The sequence below is a fragment of the Denitratisoma sp. genome, assembly GCA_032027165.1.
Taxonomy (GTDB): Bacteria; Pseudomonadota; Gammaproteobacteria; order Burkholderiales; family Rhodocyclaceae; genus Desulfobacillus.
Genome location: JAVSMO010000001.1, coordinates 2,198,165 through 2,216,260, shown reverse-complemented (window position 1 = coordinate 2,216,260; position 18,096 = coordinate 2,198,165). Strand labels below are relative to the sequence as shown.

The following is an 18,096-nucleotide window of genomic DNA, read 5'->3' as shown; positions in this document are numbered from 1 at the left end:
GGATTTTACTTCTTCTTTGATGGCGGCAGGTCGGTGCAAGCGCCCTCATAGACTTCCGCCGCCAGGCCGATCGATTCGCCCAGGGTCGGGTGCGGGTGGATGGTCTTGCCGATGTCCACGGCATCGGCGCCCATCTCGATGGCCAGGGCGATCTCGCCGATCATGTCGCCGGCGTTGGGGCCGACGATGCCGCCGCCGACGATGCGGTGGGTCTCTTCGTCGAAGACGAGCTTGGTGAAGCCGTGCTCGGCGCCGTTGGCGATGGCGCGGCCGGAGGCGGCCCAGGGAAACTTGCCGATGCCGACCTTGATGCCCTGCCTCTTCGCCTCGGCCTCGCCGAGGCCGACCCAGGCCACTTCCGGGTCGGTGTAGGCGACGCCGGGGATCACGCGGGCGTCGAAGAAGCTCTTGTGCCCCGCCGCCGCTTCCGCCGCGACGTGGGCCTCGTGCACCGCCTTGTGCGCCAGCATCGGCTGGCCGACCAGGTCGCCGATGGCGAAGATGTGCGGGACGTTCGTGCGCATCTGCTTGTCGACGGCGATGAAGCCGCGCGCGTCCACCGCCACGCCGGCCTTGTCGGCGCCGATCTTGCTGCCGTTCGGGCTGCGGCCGGCCGACTGCAGGATCATGTCGTACAGCTGCGGCTCGGCGGGCGCCTGCTCGCCTTCGAGCCAGACCTTCAATCCTTCCTTCAGCGCCTCGACCTTGACGGTCTTCGTCTTCAGCATCACCTTGTCAAAGCGGCCGGCGTTCCTCTTCTCCCACACCTTGACGAGGTCGCGGTCGGGGCCCTGCATGAGGCCGTCGAGCATCTCGACGACGTCCACCTTCGCGCCGAGCGCCGAGTAAACCGTCGCCATCTCCAGGCCGATGATGCCGCCGCCGATCACCAGCAGGCGCTTCGGCACGAAGCGCAGCTCGAGCGCGCCGGTCGAGTCGACGATGCGCGGATCGTCGGGGATGAAGGGCAGGCGCACGGCGCTCGAGCCGGCGGCGATGATGCATTTCCGGAAGCGGACGACTTTCTTGCCGCCGGCCTTCTCCTGGCCCTCGCCCTGGGTGAGTTCGACCTCGAGGCGGTTGGCGTCGAGGAAGTGGCCGTAGCCGCGCACGACGTCCACCTTGCGCGCCTTGGCCATGCCGGCGAGGCCGTGCGTGAGCTTCGTGACGACCTTGGCCTTGTGCGCGCGCAGCTTGTCGAGGTCCACTTTCGGCGCGGCGAAGGTCACGCCGTGGTCGGCCATGTGGGCGGCCTCCTCCATCACGGCAGCGACGTGCAGCAGCGCCTTGGAGGGGATGCAGCCGACGTTGAGGCAGACGCCGCCGAGTGCGGCGTAGCGCTCGACCAGCACGGTCTTCAGGCCGAGGTCGGCGGCGCGGAAGGCGGCGGAGTAGCCGCCGGGGCCGGCGCCGAGGACGAGCATGTCGGTTTCGATGTCGGCGGCGGGAGAAATCCCCCCCGGACCCCCTTTTTCAAAGGGGGGAGGGGCAGGCGAGGCGGCCGCACTCTCGACGGTCTCCAGCAGCAGCACCAGCGTGCCTTCGCTGACCTTGTCGCCGACCTTGAGCCGGATTTCCTTCACCGTGCCGGCGGCGGGCGCGGGCACTTCCATGGTGGCCTTGTCGGACTCCAGGGTGACGAGCGGATCCTCCGCCTTCACCGTGTCGCCGGGACTGACTTCCACCCCGATCACCGGCACGTCCTTGAAGTCGCCGATGTCGGGCACGCGGACTTCCAGGATGCTCATTTGCGGGACCTCTTCAGCTTGACGGTGTGCAGGACGATCGGGCCCTGCGTCGCGGTGTCGAACTCGGCACCCGCCTCGACGCCGATCTTCGCCACGTCGGCCGCCGTCTTGCAGCGGTCGTAGGCGGCGAACATCGCGCCCAGGGCAAAGTTTCGCCCGGAGCCGATGCCCCAGAAGCGGTCGTAGTCGAACACCTCGCGATAGGAGTACACGCCGTAGATGCCCGAGCTGTTCACGATCAGCGCGGTGATCTGCGAGGACTCGTAGGGATCGTCCTCGTCCTCCTTGGGGTTGAGGTAGCCCTGCTCCTTGAGGACGGGATGCAGGCGGCGGAAGGTCTCGTATACCTCCATGCGGCTGCCGAGCCTGATGTCCTCCAGCTTCGGCAGCAGGGCCGAGAGCACCAGGTGGTGGGCGCTGCTGCCGCACAGGCCGATGTACGAGCCGCCGAACTCGATGATCTTGTCGTGCTCGCCCTTGTACTGGCGGCCCAGCCGCGTGTCGCCGAAGGTGGTGAGCGAGTCGGCGGCGATGGCCACCATGCCCTTCTTCTTTACCGCGACGATGGTGGTCACAGCAGCACCCTCCTCATGTCGGCCAGGATCCCGCCGAGATAGGCCGTGAAGCGCGCCGCCTGGGCGCCGTCGATGACGCGATGGTCGTAGGACAGCGAGAGCGGAATCATCAGGCGCGGCTGGAAGGCCTTGCCGTCCCAGACCGGCTTCGTCTGCGACTTCGACACGCCGAGGATGGCCACTTCCGGCGCGTTGATGATCGGCGTGAACGCCGTGCCGCCGATGCCGCCGAGGCTGGAGATGGAGAAGCAGCCGCCCTGCATCTCGCCCGGGCCGAGCTTGCCCTCGCGCGCCTTGGCGGAGAGCGCGCCCATCTCTTTCGCGATCTCAAGCACGCCCTTTTTGTCGGCGTCGCGGATCACCGGCACGACCAGGCCGTTCGGCGTGTCGGCGGCGAAGCCGATGTGGAAGTACTGCTTGTACACCAGATTCTCGCCGTCGAGCGAGGCGTTGAAGTCGGGGAACTTCTTCAGTGCGGCGACGGCGGCTTTGATCAGAAAGGCGAGCATCGTCACCTTGATGCCGGCCTTTTCATTCTCCTTATTGAGCTGCACGCGCAGCGCTTCCAGCTCGCCGATGTCGGCCTCGTCGAACTGCGTGACGTGCGGGATCATCACCCAGTTGCGGGCGAGGTTGGCGCCGGAGATCTTCTTGATGCGCGAGAGCGGCTTCGATTCGATGGGGCCGAACTTGGCGAAGTCCACCTGCGGCCAGGGCAGCAGGTCCAGCCCGCCGCCGCCGGCGGCCGGCCCGGCGCCGCGCGGCTGCGCCAGCGCGCCCTTCACGTAGGCCTGCACGTCCTGTTGCAGGATGCGGCCCTTGGGGCCGCTGCCTTTCACCTGCGCCACGTCGACGCCCAGCTCGCGCGCGAAGCGGCGCACCGAGGGGCTGGCGTGGGCCTTGTGGCCGCCGGCGACCTCGGCAGCGATCTCGGCCGGGGCCGGGGGCGGAGCGGGTGGGGGTGGGGCGATGGGCTCGGCCGTTTTGGGCGCGGCAGCCCCCTCTCCCCGCGGGGGAGAGAGGGAGGGCTCGCTCCCTCTCCCGCTTGCGGGAGAGGGTTGGGGAGAGGGCGCAGTTTCGGCCGTCTCCAGCAGCAGCACCAGCGAGCCTTCCGAGACCTTGTCGCCGACCTTGAGCCGGATTTCCTTCACGGTGCCGGCGACGGGGGCCGGCACCTCCATGGTGGCCTTGTCGGACTCCAGGGTGACGAGCGGGTCCTCCGCCTTCACCGTGTCGCCGGGACTGACTTCTATGCCGATCACCGGCACGTCCTTGAAGTCGCCGATGTCGGGCACTTTCACTTCGATGAGCGGCATGGCGTTTCCTCAGACGGTGACGGGGTTGGGCTTGTCCGGGTCGAGGCCGTACTTGGCGATGGCCTCCTTCACCTTGGCCTTGTCCAGCTGGCCCTCGTCGGCCAGCGCCTTCAGCGCGGCGACGGCGACGTAGTGGCGGTCGACCTCGAAGAAGCCGCGCAGCTTTTCCCGGGTATCCGAACGGCCGAAGCCGTCGGTGCCGAGCACGGCATAGCGGCGCGGCACATACGGCCGGATCTGCTCGGCGAAGGCGCGCACGTAGTCGGTCGAGGCGATCACGGGGCCGCGCGTGTCCTTCAGGCACTGCTCGACGTGCGAGAGCCTGGGTTTTTCCGTCGGGTGCAGCAGGTTCCAGCGCGCCGCGGCCTGGCCGTCGCGCGCCAGTTCGGTGAAGCTCGGGCAACTCCAGAGGTCGGCCTCGACGCCCCAGTCCTTCTTCAGCAGCTCGGCGGCGGCGATCACCTCGCGCAGGATGGCGCCGGAGCCGAGGAGTTGCACGCGCGGATTGTTGCCGGCCGGCCCTTTCCTGAAGAGGTACATGCCCTTGAGGATGTCCTTCTCCGCGCCTTCCGGCAGGGCCGGGTGCGGGTAGTTCTCGTTGAGCAGGGTGATGTAGTAGAAGACGTCCTCCTGCTCCTGCACCATGCGGCGCAGGCCGTCCTGCAGGATCACCGCCACCTCRTARCCGAAGGTCGGRTCGTAGGMGACGCARTTGGGRATCAGCGCSGMCTGGATRTGCGAGTGGCCRTCYTCGTGCTGCAGGCCCTCGCCGTTCAGCGTCGTKCGKCCSGAGGTGCCGCCGAGCAGGAAGCCGCGCGCGCGCTGGTCGCCGGCCGCCCAGGCSAGGTCGCCGAARCGCTGGAAGCCGAACATCGAGTARTAGATGAAGAAGGGGATCATCTGCACGCCGTGCGTGCTGTAGGACGTCGCCGCGGCGATCCAGGAAGCCATGGCGCCGGACTCGGTGATGCCTTCCTGCAGGATCTGGCCGTCCTTGGATTCCTTGTAGAACATCAGCTCGCCGTGGTCCTGCGGCGTGTAGTTCTGCCCGACCGAGGACCAGATGCCGAGGCTGCGGAACATGCCCTCCATGCCGAAGGTGCGCGACTCGTCGGCGACGATCGGCACGACATGCTTGCCGAGCTTCTTGTCCTTCACCAGCGTGCCGAGCATGCGCACGAAGGCCATGGTCGTCGAGAACTCGCGGCCCTCGGCGGAAGCCTTCAACTGCGTCTCGAATGCCGACAGCTTCGGCACCTCCAGCGGCTCCGCCTTCTGCCTGCGGTGCGGCAGGAAACCGCCGAGGGCCTCGCGTCGCTCGCGCATGTACTGGATTTCCGGCGCGTCGGGGCCGGGATTGATGTACTCCAGCTTCTCCACCTGTTCGTCGGCCAGCGGCAGGCCGAAGCGGTCGCGGAAGGCCTTCAGCGAGACGGTGCCCATCTTCTTCTGCTGGTGGGTGATGTTCTGCGCCTCGCCCGACTCGCCCATGCCGTAGCCCTTGATGGTCTTGGCGAGGATCACCGTCGGCTGGCCGGCGTGGTTTACCGCGGCATGGTAGGCGGCGTAGATCTTGTGCGGGTCGTGGCCGCCGCGGTTGAGGCGCCAGACGTCGTCGTCCGACCAGTTGGCGACCATCGCCTTCAGTTCCGGCGTGTTGAAGAAGTGCTCGCGCACGTAGGCGCCGTCCTTCGACTTGAAGGTCTGGTAGTCGCCGTCGACGCATTCCTCCATGCGCTTGCGCAGCAGCCCCTTGGTGTCCATCGCCAGCAGGGGGTCCCAGTAGCTGCCCCAGATCACCTTGATGACGTTCCAGCCGGCGCCGCGGAAGTCGGCCTCGAGCTCCTGGATGATCTTGCCGTTGCCGCGCACGGGGCCGTCGAGGCGCTGCAGGTTGCAGTTGACGACGAAGATCAGGTTGTCGAGGCGCTCGCGGCCGGCCAGGCCGATGGCGCCCATCGACTCCGGCTCGTCCATCTCGCCGTCGCCCATGAAGGCCCACACCTTGCGGTTGCCGGCCTGCACGATGCCGCGGTCGTTCATGTACTTCATGAAGCGCGCCTGGTAGATCGCCTGCAGGGGGCCGAGGCCCATCGACACCGTCGGGAACTGCCAGAAGTCGGGCATCAGCCACGGGTGCGGATAGGAGGAGAGGCCCTTGCCGTCCACCTCGCGGCGGAAGTTGTTCATCTGCTCTTCCGTCAGGCGGCCGAGCAGGAAGGCGCGCGCATAGACGCCCGGATTCGAATGCCCCTGCAACAGCAGCAGGTCGCCGCCGTGCGTTTCGGAGGGGGCGTGCCAGAAGTGGTTGTAACCGACGTCATAGAGCGTGGCGGCGGAGGCGAAGCTGGCGATGTGGCCGCCGAGGTTGGAGTCGCCCTTGTTGGCGCGCAGCACCATGGCCAGCGCATTCCAGCGCACGTAGGAGCGGATGCGGTGCTCCAGCTCATGGTTGCCGGGCGAGGGCGTTTCCTGGCCGGGCGGGATGGTGTTGATGTAGGCGGTGGTGGCCTTGTAGGGCAGGTTGATGCCCGTGCGGCGGGCCAGGTCGACCAGGCACTCGATCAGGTAATGGGCGCGCTCCGGCCCCTCCTGCTCGATGACGGCCTCGAGGGCGTCGAGCCATTCCTGGGTTTCCTGCGTGTCCGGGTCGGACGGCAGCAGGTTGTTCGGCAGTGCTGACATGGTTGTCTCCTCGTCAGTTGTCGCAGCGGACGCCTCGTGCGCGCCCTTTTTCCCGCCTCGGCGGGCCTTTGCTTCCACTCTAGTACGGGGTGGTGTGCCGGGGGAAGCTTTTCGTATGGTAAAACAAGAGACCGGATAGTGCAATAGGCGAAAAAAGAGCCAGCCCTCAGGCTGGCTCTTCGATGCGCCGGTCTTACTTCTTCGGCTCTTCCTTTGCGCCGTTCATGACCGGGCCGCCGGACATGCCGGACATCCCTTCCATGCCCGACATGCCGGATTGGGCGGGTGCCGGGGCGGGTGCGGGCGCTGGGGCAGGCGCGGGTGCGGCTGCCGGGGCAGGTGCGGGCGCAGCCGCCGGAGGCGGCGGAGCTTCCTTCTTCCCGCAGGCAGTCAGGGCGAGTGCAACCATACCGGCAAACAATAGTGAACGCTTCATGGAATCTCCCTTTCGATGAGGAACAACGCAAATGAGCGGTTCGGCGCCCGTCGGACTGGCCGCGAACCGGCTCCCTATATGAATTATCAATATAGGACATGGGGATCGGTACCGCAATTGCCCGTTTCGCGGCGCCGGGGGCTTACTTCGCCGTTTTCTTCCGGGTGTCCCCGTAGGCGCGCACGACGCGGCCGCCGTGCACCTCGCCCATCGTCACCTGGCCGGGGCCGTCGATGGCCTCGTGGTCGGTGCGGGAGAAGGGATGCTCATAGGTCATGATGACGCCCTCGACTTTTTCCCCGAGGTTTTCCAGCGCCTCGCGCACGCGCGAGCCATGGGTGGTGCCGGCCTGGCGGATCGCCGCGGCGAGCAGCAGCATGCCGTCGTAGCCCTGCGCGGCGGCCGAAGGCGAGGGCATGCGTTCGGCGCGTGCGAGCTTCTGCCAGGCCGCGATGAAGGCGCGGCGCTTCGGCGAGTCCGCCTCCTGGATGAAGGTCTGCGGCATGCGCGCGCCTTCGCCGTTGGGCCCGGCGTTGTCGATGAAGTTGGACATCGACAGCGGCCAGCCGCCGATGATCGGCACCCGCCAGTCGAGCCGGGCCGCGTCGTTGGCGATCTGTGCCAGCTCCGGGCCGATGCCGTAGGTGAGCAGGACTTCCGCGCCGGCCTCGCGCGCCCTGATGAGCTGGCGCGTCATGTCGATGTCGCGGATGTTGAACTTGTCCACGGCGACGGCGCGGATGCCTTTCTTCTCGAGGGCGCGCTCGAGGTCCTCGCGGCCGAGCTGGCCGTAGTTGGTCGAGTCGGCGAGGATCGCCACCCTGCGGAACTTGCGCCGCTCGATCGCCTCCTCGACGATCATGGCGGCCTGGATGGTGTCGTTGGCCGCCATGCGGAAGATGAAGTTGTCGGGATACTGCGGCGGCAGGAACTGGCGCGTGACGATCGAGCCGGTCGCCACCGCGGTGATCATCGGGATGCGCGCCTCCTGGTAGAAGCGCTGGCTGGCGAGGGCCACGCCGGTGTTGACAATGCCGATGCCGGCGACGACCTTCTCCCTGCCGACCAGTTCCTGGGCGATCTGCGCGCCGCGCTCGTTGCGCGCCTCGTCGTTGCGCTCGACGAGCACGACCGGCCGGCCGAGCAGGCCGCCCGAGGCATTGATTTCCGCGGCCGCGACGCGGATGCCGTCGCGCATCGACAGCCCCATCGGGCTCGAGCCGCCGGTGAACGGGCCGGAGACGCCGATGCGGATCGGTTCGGCGGCCTGCGCGGCGGCACAGGCCGCCCATCCCGCCAGGACGATCAGGCGCAGCAGCTTCACATGTTTTCCTCGTCAGGGCCTGAGCGCAGGTTAACCAGCGGGCCGCGGGGGGCAAATGCGGGTAAACCCCAAGGGCGTGAGAAAATCCCCGGTGACATCCTCCGATACCCGTGAACACCGAAGCCACCATCCGCCAGCGCAATTGGGTCTGGAGCGTTCCCTACGTCGCCATCGGCATCTTTGCCCTGGCCATGCTGGCGCTCGTCTGGGGGCTGCAGAAGCGCGAGACCGACCTGATCAACGACACCCTCGGTCGAGACGTGCAGTGGGCCGAGCAGACCATGCGCCTGCACATGCAGGGCACGCAGGATCATCTCGCCCAGATGGCGCGCGAGATGGCCGAGGGCAAGCTCGACCGCAACGCCTTCCACGTGCGCGCCACGCAGTACCTCGCCAACACGCCGGAACTCGCCAGCATCGTCTGGGTCGATTCCGGCCAGATCATCCGCTGGGCGGCACCCTTCGAGACCACCGACTGGATCGCCGGCGAACGCCTCGCCGGCGCGCAGCCGTCGAGCTTCGCCCACGCCCTCACCTCCGAGCGGCCGACCTACGGCGAGGCCTACGTCAACCACCGCGGCGCGGCGCTCCTGGAGGTCTACGTGCCGGTGCAGTTCGGCCGCACATATATGGGCGCGCTGGTCGGCGTGTATACCATCGAGGGCATGGTGCGCCACCTGGTGCCGGCCTGGTTCGGCGAGAAATACAGCCTCAGCATCGTCGATGCCGAGGGCCGGGTGCTGGCCGCCAACACCACGGTGAGGCCGGCCGACGACGCCCTCAGTTACGCCATCGACTTCGACCCGCCCGGCAACGGCCTTCAGCTTCATGCCAAGGCCTTCCGCACCGACCCCGGCGTGGCGCGGGTGGTGCCGCTGTTCCTGATTGCCGGCCTGACCCTGGTGGTGGTGTGGAGCCTGTGGGCGCTGCGCGGCCACTTCCAGCGCCGCGTCAGGGTCGAGAAGGAGCGCGACCGCCTTTTCAACCTGTCGCTCGACATGCTCTGCATCGCCGGCATGGACGGCGGTTTCCGCCGCGTGAACCCGGCCTTCGGCCGCGTGCTCGGCTATTCGGCGGAGGAAATCACCGGCAAGCCGCTGCTCGACTACGTGCATCCCGAGGACATGGCCGCGACCGTGGATGAGTTGCGCCGGCTCGCCACAGGCAAGCCCTCCAGCTTCGAGAACCGCTGGCGCGGCGCGGACGGCCGCTACCACTGGCTGCTGTGGGCCATCAATCCGGTGCCGGAGGAGAAGCTGCTCTACGCCGTCGCCCACGACATCACCGACCGGCGCGAGGACGAGGAGAAGCTGAAGAGCGCCTACGCCTTCCGCCGCGCCATGGGCGAGTCGCTCGTCACCGGCCTGCGCGCCATCGACCTCGAGGGGCGCATCATTTTCGTGAACCCGGCCTTCTGCCGCATGATCGGCTGGAGCGAGCAGGAACTGGTCGGCATGCGGCCGCCGTTTCCCTACTGGCCGCCCGAGGAGGCGGACCAGCTGCGGCGCGACCTCGAGCAGACGCTTGCGGGCCAGGCGCCGCCGGGCGGCTACGAGATGCGCATCATGCGCCGCAACGGCGAGCGCTTCGATGTGCGCATGTACCTCTCGCCGCTGATCGACAGCGGCGGCCGCCAGCTCGGCTGGATGGCTTCGATGAACGACATTACCGAGCCGAAGCGCGCCCGCGCCGAGCTGGAGGCGGCGCACGAGCGCTTCGTCGCCGTGCTCGACGGTCTCGACACGGCGGTGTACGTCGCCGACGTGGCGAACGACGAGATCCTCTATGCCAACCGCGCATTCAAGCAGCTCTACGGCATGGACGCCGTCGGCAAGAACTGCTGGCAGGTCACCACCGCCTGCCATCCCGAGCGCAGCGACTTCCTCGTCGATCCGCGCAGCCTCGGCCTTGACGACGTACCGCGCGAACTGTTCGACGGCGAGATCCGCCATCGGCTCTCCGGCCGCTGGTTCCACCTGCGCGACCGCGCCATCCGCTGGGTGGACGGCCGCGTCGTGCGCATGGAGATCGCCGCCGACGTCACCGACCGCAGGCACATGGAGGAGGCGGCCCTGCAGCACCAGGAGCGGCTCGAGCAGACCTCGCGCCTGATCACCATGGGCGAGATGGCCTCCTCCCTGGCCCACGAGCTGAACCAGCCGCTCTCCGCCATCGCCAACTACTGCATGGGCAGCGTGAACCGCCTCAAGTCCGGCGACTTCCGGCGGGAGGATATCCTCGCCGCCATGGAGAAGGCCAGCACCCAGGCCGAGCGCGCCGGCAAGATCATCCGCCGCACGCGCGAGTTCGTGAAGAAGAGCGCGCCGGTGCGCGCACCGGTGGCGCTGGCCGAGATCGTCGAGGAGGCCATCGGCTTCGCCGACATCGAGGCGCGCAAGGCGGCGGCGGTCATTCGCGTGGACATTCCGGCCGACCTGCCGCCGGTGTTCGCCGACCGCATCATGATCGAGCAGGTGGTGCTCAACCTGGTGAAGAACGGCATCGAGGCCATGCAGCAGACGCCGGCCGACGAGCGGGTGCTGGCCCTCTCGGCCCGGCTGGACGGAAGCGCCGTCGAGGTGGCGGTGGCCGACCGCGGCTGCGGCCTCACCGACGAGCAGGTCGAACGGCTGTTCACGCCCTTCTTCACCACCAAGGCCGAGGGCATGGGCATGGGCCTCAACATCTGCCGCTCCATCGTCGAATACCACGACGGCCGCCTGTGGGTGCAGCCCAACCCGGGGGGCGGCAGCGTGTTCCGGTTTACACTGCCGCTTGGAACAGACTCATGACGGACCAGCGTGTTTACATCGTTGACGACGACGAGGCCATGCGCGACTCGCTCGCCTGGCTGCTCGAATCGCAGGGCTTCGCCGTCACGGCTTATGCCTCGGCGGAGGATTTCCTCGCCGCCTGCCGCGACGACATGGCCGGCTGCATCGTGCTCGACGTGCGCATGCCCGGCATGAGCGGCCTCGAGCTCTACGAGAAGCTGAACCTGCGGCATTGCACGCTGCCGGTGATCTTCATCACCGGCCACGGCGACGTGCCGATGGCCGTCTCGGCGCTGAAGAAGGGCGCCGTGGACTTCATCGAGAAGCCCTTCGGCGACAAGGACATGCTGCGCCTGGTCGGGCAGTGCCTGGAACTCGATCGCAGCAAGCGCGAGATAAAGCGGACGGGCGCGGCCATCGCGAAGCGGTTGGCCAGCCTCACCGAGCGCGAGGTCGAAGTGATGGATCTTGTCATTGCCGGCAAGCTGAACAAGCAGATCGCGGACGTGTTGAACATCAGCATCAAGACGGTGGAAGTTCACCGCGCCCGCATCATGGACAAGATGGAAGTGCGCACCGTGGCCGAGCTGGTCCAGGCCGTGATGCGCGTCAGACAGTAAAGGAGAGGAAAGTGAGTCAAGGCAGTCTGGCAGGAAAAGTGGCGATCGTGACGGGGGCCGCCAGCGGCCTGGGCAAGGCCATCGCCGAGCGGCTGGCCGCCGACGGCGCCAAAGTGGTGGTGGCCGACATCAGCGACAAGGGCGCCGAAGTCGCCGCGGCCATCGGCGGCCACTTCGTCAAGGGCGATTCGGCGCAGCGCGCCGACTGCAAGGCGCTGGTCGACGCCGCCCTGGCGCAATACGGCACGGTGCACATCCTGGTGAACAACGCCGGTTTCCAGCACGTCTCGACGATCGAGGACTTTCCCGAGGACATGTGGGACAGGATGCAGGCGGTGATGCTCACCGCGCCCTTCCTGCTGACGCGCTACTGCTGGCCGGCGATGAAGCGGCAGCAGTGGGGGCGCATCGTGAACATCTCGTCGATCCACGGCCTCATCGCCTCGCCCAACAAGGCCGGCTACATCGCCGCCAAGCACGGCCTGGTCGGCCTGACGAAGACGGCCGCGCTGGAAGGCGGCGCCTGCGGCATCACCGCCAACGCCATCTGCCCGGCCTACGTGCGCACGCCGCTGGTGGACAACCAGATCGCCGACCAGGCGAAGACGCGCGGCATCCCCGAGGCCGAGGTGATCGAGAAGGTCATGCTCGAGCCGGCCGCCATCAAGCGCCTGATCGAGCCGGCCGAGGTGGCCGACTTCGTCGCCTACCTGTGCTCGCCCGCCGCCGGCGTCATCACCGGCGCCGCGCTGACCATGGACCTGGGCTGGACGGCGAAATAGGGTAATCCCCAGTGCTGGCCGGTCCGGCTTGGCGCTAGAATCGCTGACCGTCCACAAGGAGTCCAGCGTGCGCGTCGCCCTCTTCGTCACCTGCCTCGCCGACCTCATGAAGCCCGGCGTCGCCTTCGCGGCGATCCGCCTGCTCGAGCACGGCGGCTGCACGGTCGAAGTGCCGGAGACGCAGACCTGCTGCGGCCAGCCGGCCTACAACTCCGGCGACCGCGCCAACGCCATCGCCCTGGCGCGCAAGGTGCTCGAGGAGTTCGAGGGCTTCGACTACGTCGTCGCCCCTTCGGGTTCCTGCGGCGGCATGATTCGCGCCCACTATCCAGAACTGTTCCGCGACGATCCGGCCACGCTCAAGCGCATCGAAGGCCTCGCGTCCCGCACCTATGAACTGACCGACTTCCTGGTCAACGTGCTCAAGCTCGACAGCGTGCCCGGCAATTTCAAGGGCACGGTGACCTACCACGATTCCTGCTCCGGCCTGCGCGAGCTGGGCGTCAAGGCGCAGCCGCGCGCCCTGCTGGCGCAGCTGCCGGGCGTGACGCTGACAGAGATGCACGAGGCCGAGACCTGCTGCGGCTTCGGCGGCACCTTCTCGCTGAAGTTCGGCGAAGTGTCGACCCAGCTCGCCGACAACAAGTGCGGCCACGCCTGCGCCACCGGGGCGGACGCCATCGTCGGCGGCGACCTCGGCTGCCTGCTCAATATCGAGGGCCGCCTGCGCCGCCGCGGCGACCTGAAGACGCAGGTGCTGCACATTGCCGAAGTGCTGGCCGGGCAGGGCGAGTAGCCGTGGAACTGCGCTCCAACGAATTCAAGGCCCGCGCCGCCGCCAACCTCGGCGACGCCAAGCTGCAGAAGGGCCTCGGCCTGATCAAGGTGAAGGCGGTGGTGAACCGCACCAACGCGGTGGCCGAGTTCGGCGACTTCGAATCGCTGCGCGAGGTGGGCAAGGCCATCCGCAACCGCGCGCTGGCCGACCTCGATTTGTATCTGGAGCGCTTCGAGCGCGAGGCCACGGCGCGCGGCGCCGTGGTGCACTGGGCGGAGAACGCCTCCGAGGCCTGCCGCATCGTCGTCGACATCGCGCGCGAGAACGGCGTGAAGACCGTCGCCAAGTCGAAGTCCATGGTGAGCGAGGAGGTCGGCCTCAACGACGCCCTCATCGAGGCCGGCATCGAGCCGATCGAGACCGACCTCGGCGAGTACATCCTGCAGATCAACGACGCCGAGCCGCCCTCGCACATCGTCATGCCGGTGATCCACAAGACCGCCGAGGACGTAGCCGACCTCTTCCACGCCAAGCACGGCACGCCGCGCAAGACCGACCCGGCGGCGCTGACGCGCGAGGCGCGCGAGATCCTGCGGCCGAAGTTCCTCGCCGCCGACATGGGCGTCTCCGGCGCCAATTTCCTCGTCGCCGAGACCGGATCGACATTGATCGTCACCAACGAGGGCAATGGCCGCCTGTGCACCACGCTGCCGCGCCTGCACGTCGCCCTCACCGGCATCGAGAAGGTGGTGCCGACGCTGGAGGACGTGTCGACCCTGCTGCGCCTGCTGCCGCGCTCGGCCACCGGCCAGGCCATCACCAACTACGTCTCGGTCCACACCGGGCCGAAGCACCTCGAGGAGTCCGACGGACCCCAGCAGTTCCACATCGTGCTGGTGGACAACGGCCGCTCGAAGCTGCTCGCCGGCGAGATGCGCGAGATGCTGCGCTGCATCCGCTGCGGCGCCTGCATGAACCACTGCCCGGTGTACCAGGCCGTCGGCGGCCACGCCTACGGCTGGGTCTATCCCGGCCCGATGGGCAACATCCTGACGCCGTCCTACGTCGGCCTGGAGAACGCCGTTCAGCTTCCAAACGCGGCGACCATGTGCAACCAGTGCGGCGTCGTCTGCCCGGTGAAGATCCCGCTGCCCGACCTCATGCGCAAACTGCGCGAGGAACAGATGGCGCGCGGCCTCAAGCCCTGGACGGAACGCGTGGGCCTCGCCCTGTGGGGCTGGGCGGCGCAGCGGCCGGCGCTCTACGCGCTCGGCACGCGCCTCGCCGCACGGATGATGAAATGGCTGGGCGGCGACGAGAAACTGATCCACCGCCTGCCGCTCGCCGCCGGCTGGAGCGACGGCCGCGATTTCCCGGCGCCGGCGGGCAGGACTTTCCGCGAGTTGTACAAGGAGCGCCGCCCATGAGCAGCCGCGACGCCATCCTCGGCCGCGTGCGCGCCGCACTGAATAGAAAAGTCAGTCCCGGCGATACGGCGGCCATCGACGCCCACCTCGCCGCGCACCCCGTCGGCCTGCAGCCGCCGCGCGACTGGGAACCCGAGCTGCGCTTTCGCGCCCGCGCCGAGGCACTCGCCAGCACCGTCGAGAAGGTGTCCAGCCTGCAGGCCGTGCCCGGCGCCGTCGCGCGCTACCTGGTCGTGAACCACCTGCCCACCGGCGGCGTCTGCTGGCCCAGCCTGCGCAAGCTCGACTGGATCGGCGCCGGCCTCGGCATGGAAGACCGCCCGGCGCGCGGCGACGACCTCGTCGGCGTCACCGGCTGCTTCTGCGCCGTCGCCGAGACCGGCACGCTGATGCTGCTCTCCGGCCCCGACACGCCGGCCGCGGCGAGCCTGCTGCCGGAGACCCACATCGCCGTCGTCGAGACGGCGCGCATCGTGCCCTTCATGGAAGACGCCTGGGCGCTTGCGCGCGCCGAGCGCGGCCGCCTGCCGCGCGCCGTGAACTTCGTCTCCGGCCCCTCCCGTACCGCCGACATCGAGCAGACCGTGACGATGGGCGCGCACGGGCCGTATCGGGTGCATATAATCCTGGTCGGCTGAGCCGCCCAGCGGGCAGCTCGTTTCCCGTGCCCGACTGCCGTGAGGGTCCGATGAAACAGGGTTTATTCATTGCATTCGCGCTTGTGTCCGGGTGCGCGTTCGCCCAGCTCGAAGTCAAGGAGTTGCCGACCCGTCCCGACGTCACCATCCGCTTTGTCTATGCCAAGGCGGAAAACCCGGTCGCGAATGCCATCCTGTTCCAGGGCGGCGGCGGCAACATCGGCATCTTCCCCAACGGCTCGATGCGCGTCGAGAATTTCCTCTCGGGCGGTGCCGCGCGATTCATGCAGAACGGCATTTCCGTGGCCATCGTCGACGTTCCCTCCGACCGCCGCAATTTGGACGATTTCCGCCACACGCCGGAGCACGCCCGGGACACGGCCGCCGTCATCGCCTTCCTGCGCGAGCAGAACAGGCTGCCGGTCTGGGCCATCGGCACCAGCAACGGCTCCCTGTCGGCGGCCACGGCCGCCGTGCTGCTCAAGGAGCGCGGCCCGGACGGCATCGTGCTGACGGCGTCGACGACCAGCAAGCCGGTGGCGGCTGCACACCCAGTGACGGACGCCGCGCTCGACCAGGTCACGGTGCCCACCCTGTTCGTCCACCACAAGGACGACGCCTGCCACGTCACGCCCTACAGCGCCATCCCCGGCGTCATGGCCTCGATGAAGCAGGCCACGGCCGTCGACCTGATCACCGTCGAGGGCGGCGAGAACCGCGGCAACCCCTGCCATTCCGGCTACCACCAGTTCCTCGGCATCGAGGCCAATGTGACGCAGCAGATCGCAGACTGGATCAAGCGCTACCAGTCGCAGGAGAAAGCGGGCGCCGGCTCCTGAACTGGCGACACAGGCAATCTGTCCTCCGCAGGAAAAGTCAGTCTCCGCAGGACGGCAAGGTGCTTTCCGGGCCGTAACAATCCCGTCACATTGACGAAATAAACTTCGCTCCGCAACATCAGACAAGGAGAGAAGACATGAAACACCTCAAGCAAACGATTCTCGCGCTGGCGCTGGGCCAACTGGCCATCGGCGGCGCGCTGGCCCAGTCCAATGTCGTCAAGATCGACGGCTCTTCAACGGTTTATCCGATCACCGAGGCGGTCGCCGAGGAATTCCAGAAGGCAGAGAAGAACGCCATCAAGGTCACCGTCGGCATCTCCGGCACCGGCGGCGGCTTCAAGAAGTTCTGCCGCGGCGAGATCGACATCTCGGACGCATCGCGCCCCATCCTCAAGAAGGAGATGGAGGCCTGCGCCGCCGCCGGCATCAAGTATTTCGAGCTGCCGGTCGCCTTCGATGCGCTGACCGTCGTCATCAACCCGAAAAACGCCTTCATCAAGCAGATGACGGTGGAAGAACTGAAGAAGCTGTGGGAGCCGGCTGCGCAGGGCAAGGTGACGCGCTGGAACCAGGTCAACCCGGCCTGGCCGGACGCACCGGTCAAGCTGTTCGGCGCCGGCTCCGATTCCGGCACCTTCGACTACTTCACCGAGGCCGTCGTCGGCAAGGCCAAATCGAGCCGCGGCGACTACACCGCCTCGGAGGACGACAACGTGCTGGTGCAGGGCGTGACGCAGGACGTCAACGCCATCGGCTACTTCGGCTTCGCCTACTATGCCGAGAACACCGGCAAGCTGAAGGCGGTGCCGGTGGTGAACCCGAAGGGCAAGGCGGTGCTGCCGTCCATGGACAACGTCATCAACGGTTCCTACGAGCCGCTGTCGCGCCCGATCTTCATCTACGTCAGCGAGAAGGCCTACGAACGCGCCGAAGTGAAGAAGTTCGTCGAGTTCTACATGAAGCACGGCGCCAAGCTCTCGCGCGAGGTGAAGTACGTGCCGCTGCCGGAGAAGGCCTACACCGGCAACTTGGACCACCTGAAGAAAGGCAAGCTGGGCACCGTCTTCGGCGGCAACGCCGAGGTCGGCATCACCATCGACGAGCTGATGAAGCGCGAAGGCAAGCTCTGAGATCAATGTCCGGCAAAGGCCGGCCGCTGGGCCGGCCTTTGCTTGTCTTGCAAGACCTGCCGAGTCCGATATCATGAACGGCACGCTGATTTCCACCATCGACCAGGCCATGTCCCCGTCCGAAAGCCGTCTGGCCCACCGCGCCTCGCGCCACATCAAGGAAAAGATCATCGAGATGATCCTGTTCCTGGCGGCGTCGGTGTCGGTGTTTACGACCCTGGGCATCGTCTACATCCTGATTTCCGAATCCGTGGTGTTCTTCAGCCACGTACCGATTCTCGATTTCCTGACCGACACGCAATGGACGCCGCTGTTCGACGACGCCCATTTCGGCATCATGGTGCTGCTCTCCGGCACCCTGGTCAGCTCCGGCGTGGCACTGCTGGTGGCCATTCCCCTCGGCACCGTTATCGCCATCTTCCTCTCCGAGTTCGCCGGACCGCGCACCCGCGAGGTGATCAAGCCGATGCTGGAGCTGCTCTCCGGCGTGCCGACCATCGTGTACGGCTATTTCGCCCTGCTCTTCGTCACGCCGCTGCTGCAGAAATTCATCCCGGAACTGCCCGGCTTCAACCTGCTCTCGGCCGGCCTGGTGATGGGCATCATGATCATCCCGACGGTCAGCTCGATCGCCGAGGACGCCATGCGCGCCGTGCCGATGAACCTGCGCGAGGGCTCCTACGCCATGGGCGCCACGCGCTTCCAGACCGCTACGCGCGTCGTCGTGCCGGCGGCCTTCTCGGGGATCATGGCCGCCTACATCCTCGGCATTTCGCGCGCGGTGGGCGAGACCATGATCCTGGCGGTGGCCGCCGGCATGCAGCCCAACCTGACCTGGAACCCGCTGGAGCCGGCCGCCACCATCACCGCCTTCATCGTGCAGGTGGCGCTCGGCGACCTGCCGCACGGCAGCGTCGGCTACCAGACCATCTTCGCCGCCGGCTTGACGCTGATGCTGATGACCCTGGTGTTCAACATCGCCGGCTACTGGCTGCGCCACAAGTACAGGGAGCAATACTGA

At 67.5% G+C, this 18,096-nt stretch carries 14 protein-coding genes; 9 read left to right on the top strand and 5 right to left on the bottom strand.

The window, feature by feature from the left end; all coding sequences use genetic code 11:
* Positions 1-5: 5 nt before the first annotated feature.
* From lpdA to ROZ00_10800, 5 genes are all read right to left on the bottom strand, one after another.
* Positions 6-1,748 (bottom strand): dihydrolipoyl dehydrogenase, encoded by a 1,743-nt coding sequence (lpdA, locus tag ROZ00_10820; protein ID MDT3736709.1) that lies wholly within the window; start codon positions 1,746-1,748, stop codon positions 6-8.
* Entirely contained in the window at positions 1,745-2,323 is a 579-nt protein-coding gene (locus tag ROZ00_10815) for an MFS transporter (GenBank protein ID MDT3736708.1), read from the bottom strand. Before ROZ00_10815 ends, lpdA begins: the two co-directional genes overlap by 4 nt.
* Complete coding sequence (gene aceF, locus ROZ00_10810; GenBank protein MDT3736707.1) at positions 2,320-3,639, bottom strand: dihydrolipoyllysine-residue acetyltransferase; 1,320 nt, start codon at positions 3,637-3,639, stop codon at positions 2,320-2,322. Before aceF ends, ROZ00_10815 begins: the two co-directional genes overlap by 4 nt.
* A 9-nt stretch (positions 3,640-3,648) precedes the next feature.
* Positions 3,649-6,324 carry a pyruvate dehydrogenase (acetyl-transferring), homodimeric type gene (aceE, locus tag ROZ00_10805; protein MDT3736706.1) on the bottom strand — a complete coding sequence of 892 codons (2,676 nt, stop codon included), beginning with the start codon at positions 6,322-6,324 and terminating at the stop codon, positions 3,649-3,651.
* Between the two features lie 578 nt (positions 6,325-6,902).
* On the bottom strand, positions 6,903-8,084 hold the full coding sequence (locus ROZ00_10800; GenBank protein MDT3736705.1) for an ABC transporter substrate-binding protein: 1,182 nt from the start codon (positions 8,082-8,084) through the stop codon (positions 6,903-6,905).
* A gap of 110 nt (positions 8,085-8,194) precedes the next feature.
* Between ROZ00_10800 and ROZ00_10795 the strand changes: the two genes are divergently transcribed.
* The 9 genes from ROZ00_10795 to pstC all read left to right on the top strand — a co-directional run bounded on the left by ROZ00_10795 (position 8,195) and on the right by pstC (position 18,096).
* Positions 8,195-10,876, top strand: coding sequence for a PAS domain S-box protein (locus ROZ00_10795; protein ID MDT3736704.1), 2,682 nt, complete (start codon positions 8,195-8,197; stop codon positions 10,874-10,876).
* Positions 10,873-11,478 (top strand): response regulator transcription factor, encoded by a 606-nt coding sequence (locus ROZ00_10790; protein MDT3736703.1) that lies wholly within the window; start codon positions 10,873-10,875, stop codon positions 11,476-11,478. The genes ROZ00_10795 and ROZ00_10790 overlap by 4 nt, the downstream gene beginning before the upstream one ends.
* An 11-nt stretch (positions 11,479-11,489) precedes the next feature.
* Complete coding sequence (locus ROZ00_10785) at positions 11,490-12,260, top strand: 3-hydroxybutyrate dehydrogenase (GenBank protein ID MDT3736702.1); 771 nt, start codon at positions 11,490-11,492, stop codon at positions 12,258-12,260.
* Between the two features lie 67 nt (positions 12,261-12,327).
* On the top strand, positions 12,328-13,056 hold the full coding sequence (locus tag ROZ00_10780; protein MDT3736701.1) for a (Fe-S)-binding protein: 729 nt from the start codon (positions 12,328-12,330) through the stop codon (positions 13,054-13,056).
* Between the two features lie 2 nt (positions 13,057-13,058).
* Positions 13,059-14,465: a LutB/LldF family L-lactate oxidation iron-sulfur protein gene (locus tag ROZ00_10775; GenBank protein ID MDT3736700.1), complete on the top strand. Its 1,407-nt coding sequence runs from the start codon at positions 13,059-13,061 to the stop codon at positions 14,463-14,465.
* Positions 14,462-15,103, top strand: a complete 642-nt coding sequence (locus ROZ00_10770) for a lactate utilization protein C (GenBank protein MDT3736699.1) — start codon at positions 14,462-14,464, stop codon at positions 15,101-15,103. Before ROZ00_10775 ends, ROZ00_10770 begins: the two co-directional genes overlap by 4 nt.
* Before the next feature lie 83 nt (positions 15,104-15,186).
* Positions 15,187-15,942 (top strand): hypothetical protein, encoded by a 756-nt coding sequence (locus ROZ00_10765; GenBank protein ID MDT3736698.1) that lies wholly within the window; start codon positions 15,187-15,189, stop codon positions 15,940-15,942.
* A 137-nt stretch (positions 15,943-16,079) separates the two neighbouring features.
* Complete coding sequence (locus ROZ00_10760; protein MDT3736697.1) at positions 16,080-17,075, top strand: PstS family phosphate ABC transporter substrate-binding protein; 996 nt, start codon at positions 16,080-16,082, stop codon at positions 17,073-17,075.
* Between the two features lie 109 nt (positions 17,076-17,184).
* A complete protein-coding gene (gene pstC / locus ROZ00_10755) occupies positions 17,185-18,096 on the top strand; it encodes a phosphate ABC transporter permease subunit PstC (protein ID MDT3736696.1) in 912 nt (303 codons plus the stop codon).

Coding starts and splice junctions, on each gene's coding strand:
- aceF (MDT3736707.1), bottom strand. CDS start 3,639: ATGCCGCTCATCGAAGTGAAAGTGCCCGACATCGGCGACTTCAAGGAC.
- lpdA (MDT3736709.1), bottom strand. CDS start 1,748: ATGAGCATCCTGGAAGTCCGCGTGCCCGACATCGGCGACTTCAAGGAC.
- ROZ00_10770 (MDT3736699.1), top strand. CDS start 14,462: ATGAGCAGCCGCGACGCCATCCTCGGCCGCGTGCGCGCCGCACTGAAT.
- pstC (MDT3736696.1), top strand. CDS start 17,185: ATGTCCCCGTCCGAAAGCCGTCTGGCCCACCGCGCCTCGCGCCACATC.
- ROZ00_10790 (MDT3736703.1), top strand. CDS start 10,873: ATGACGGACCAGCGTGTTTACATCGTTGACGACGACGAGGCCATGCGC.
- ROZ00_10760 (MDT3736697.1), top strand. CDS start 16,080: ATGAAACACCTCAAGCAAACGATTCTCGCGCTGGCGCTGGGCCAACTG.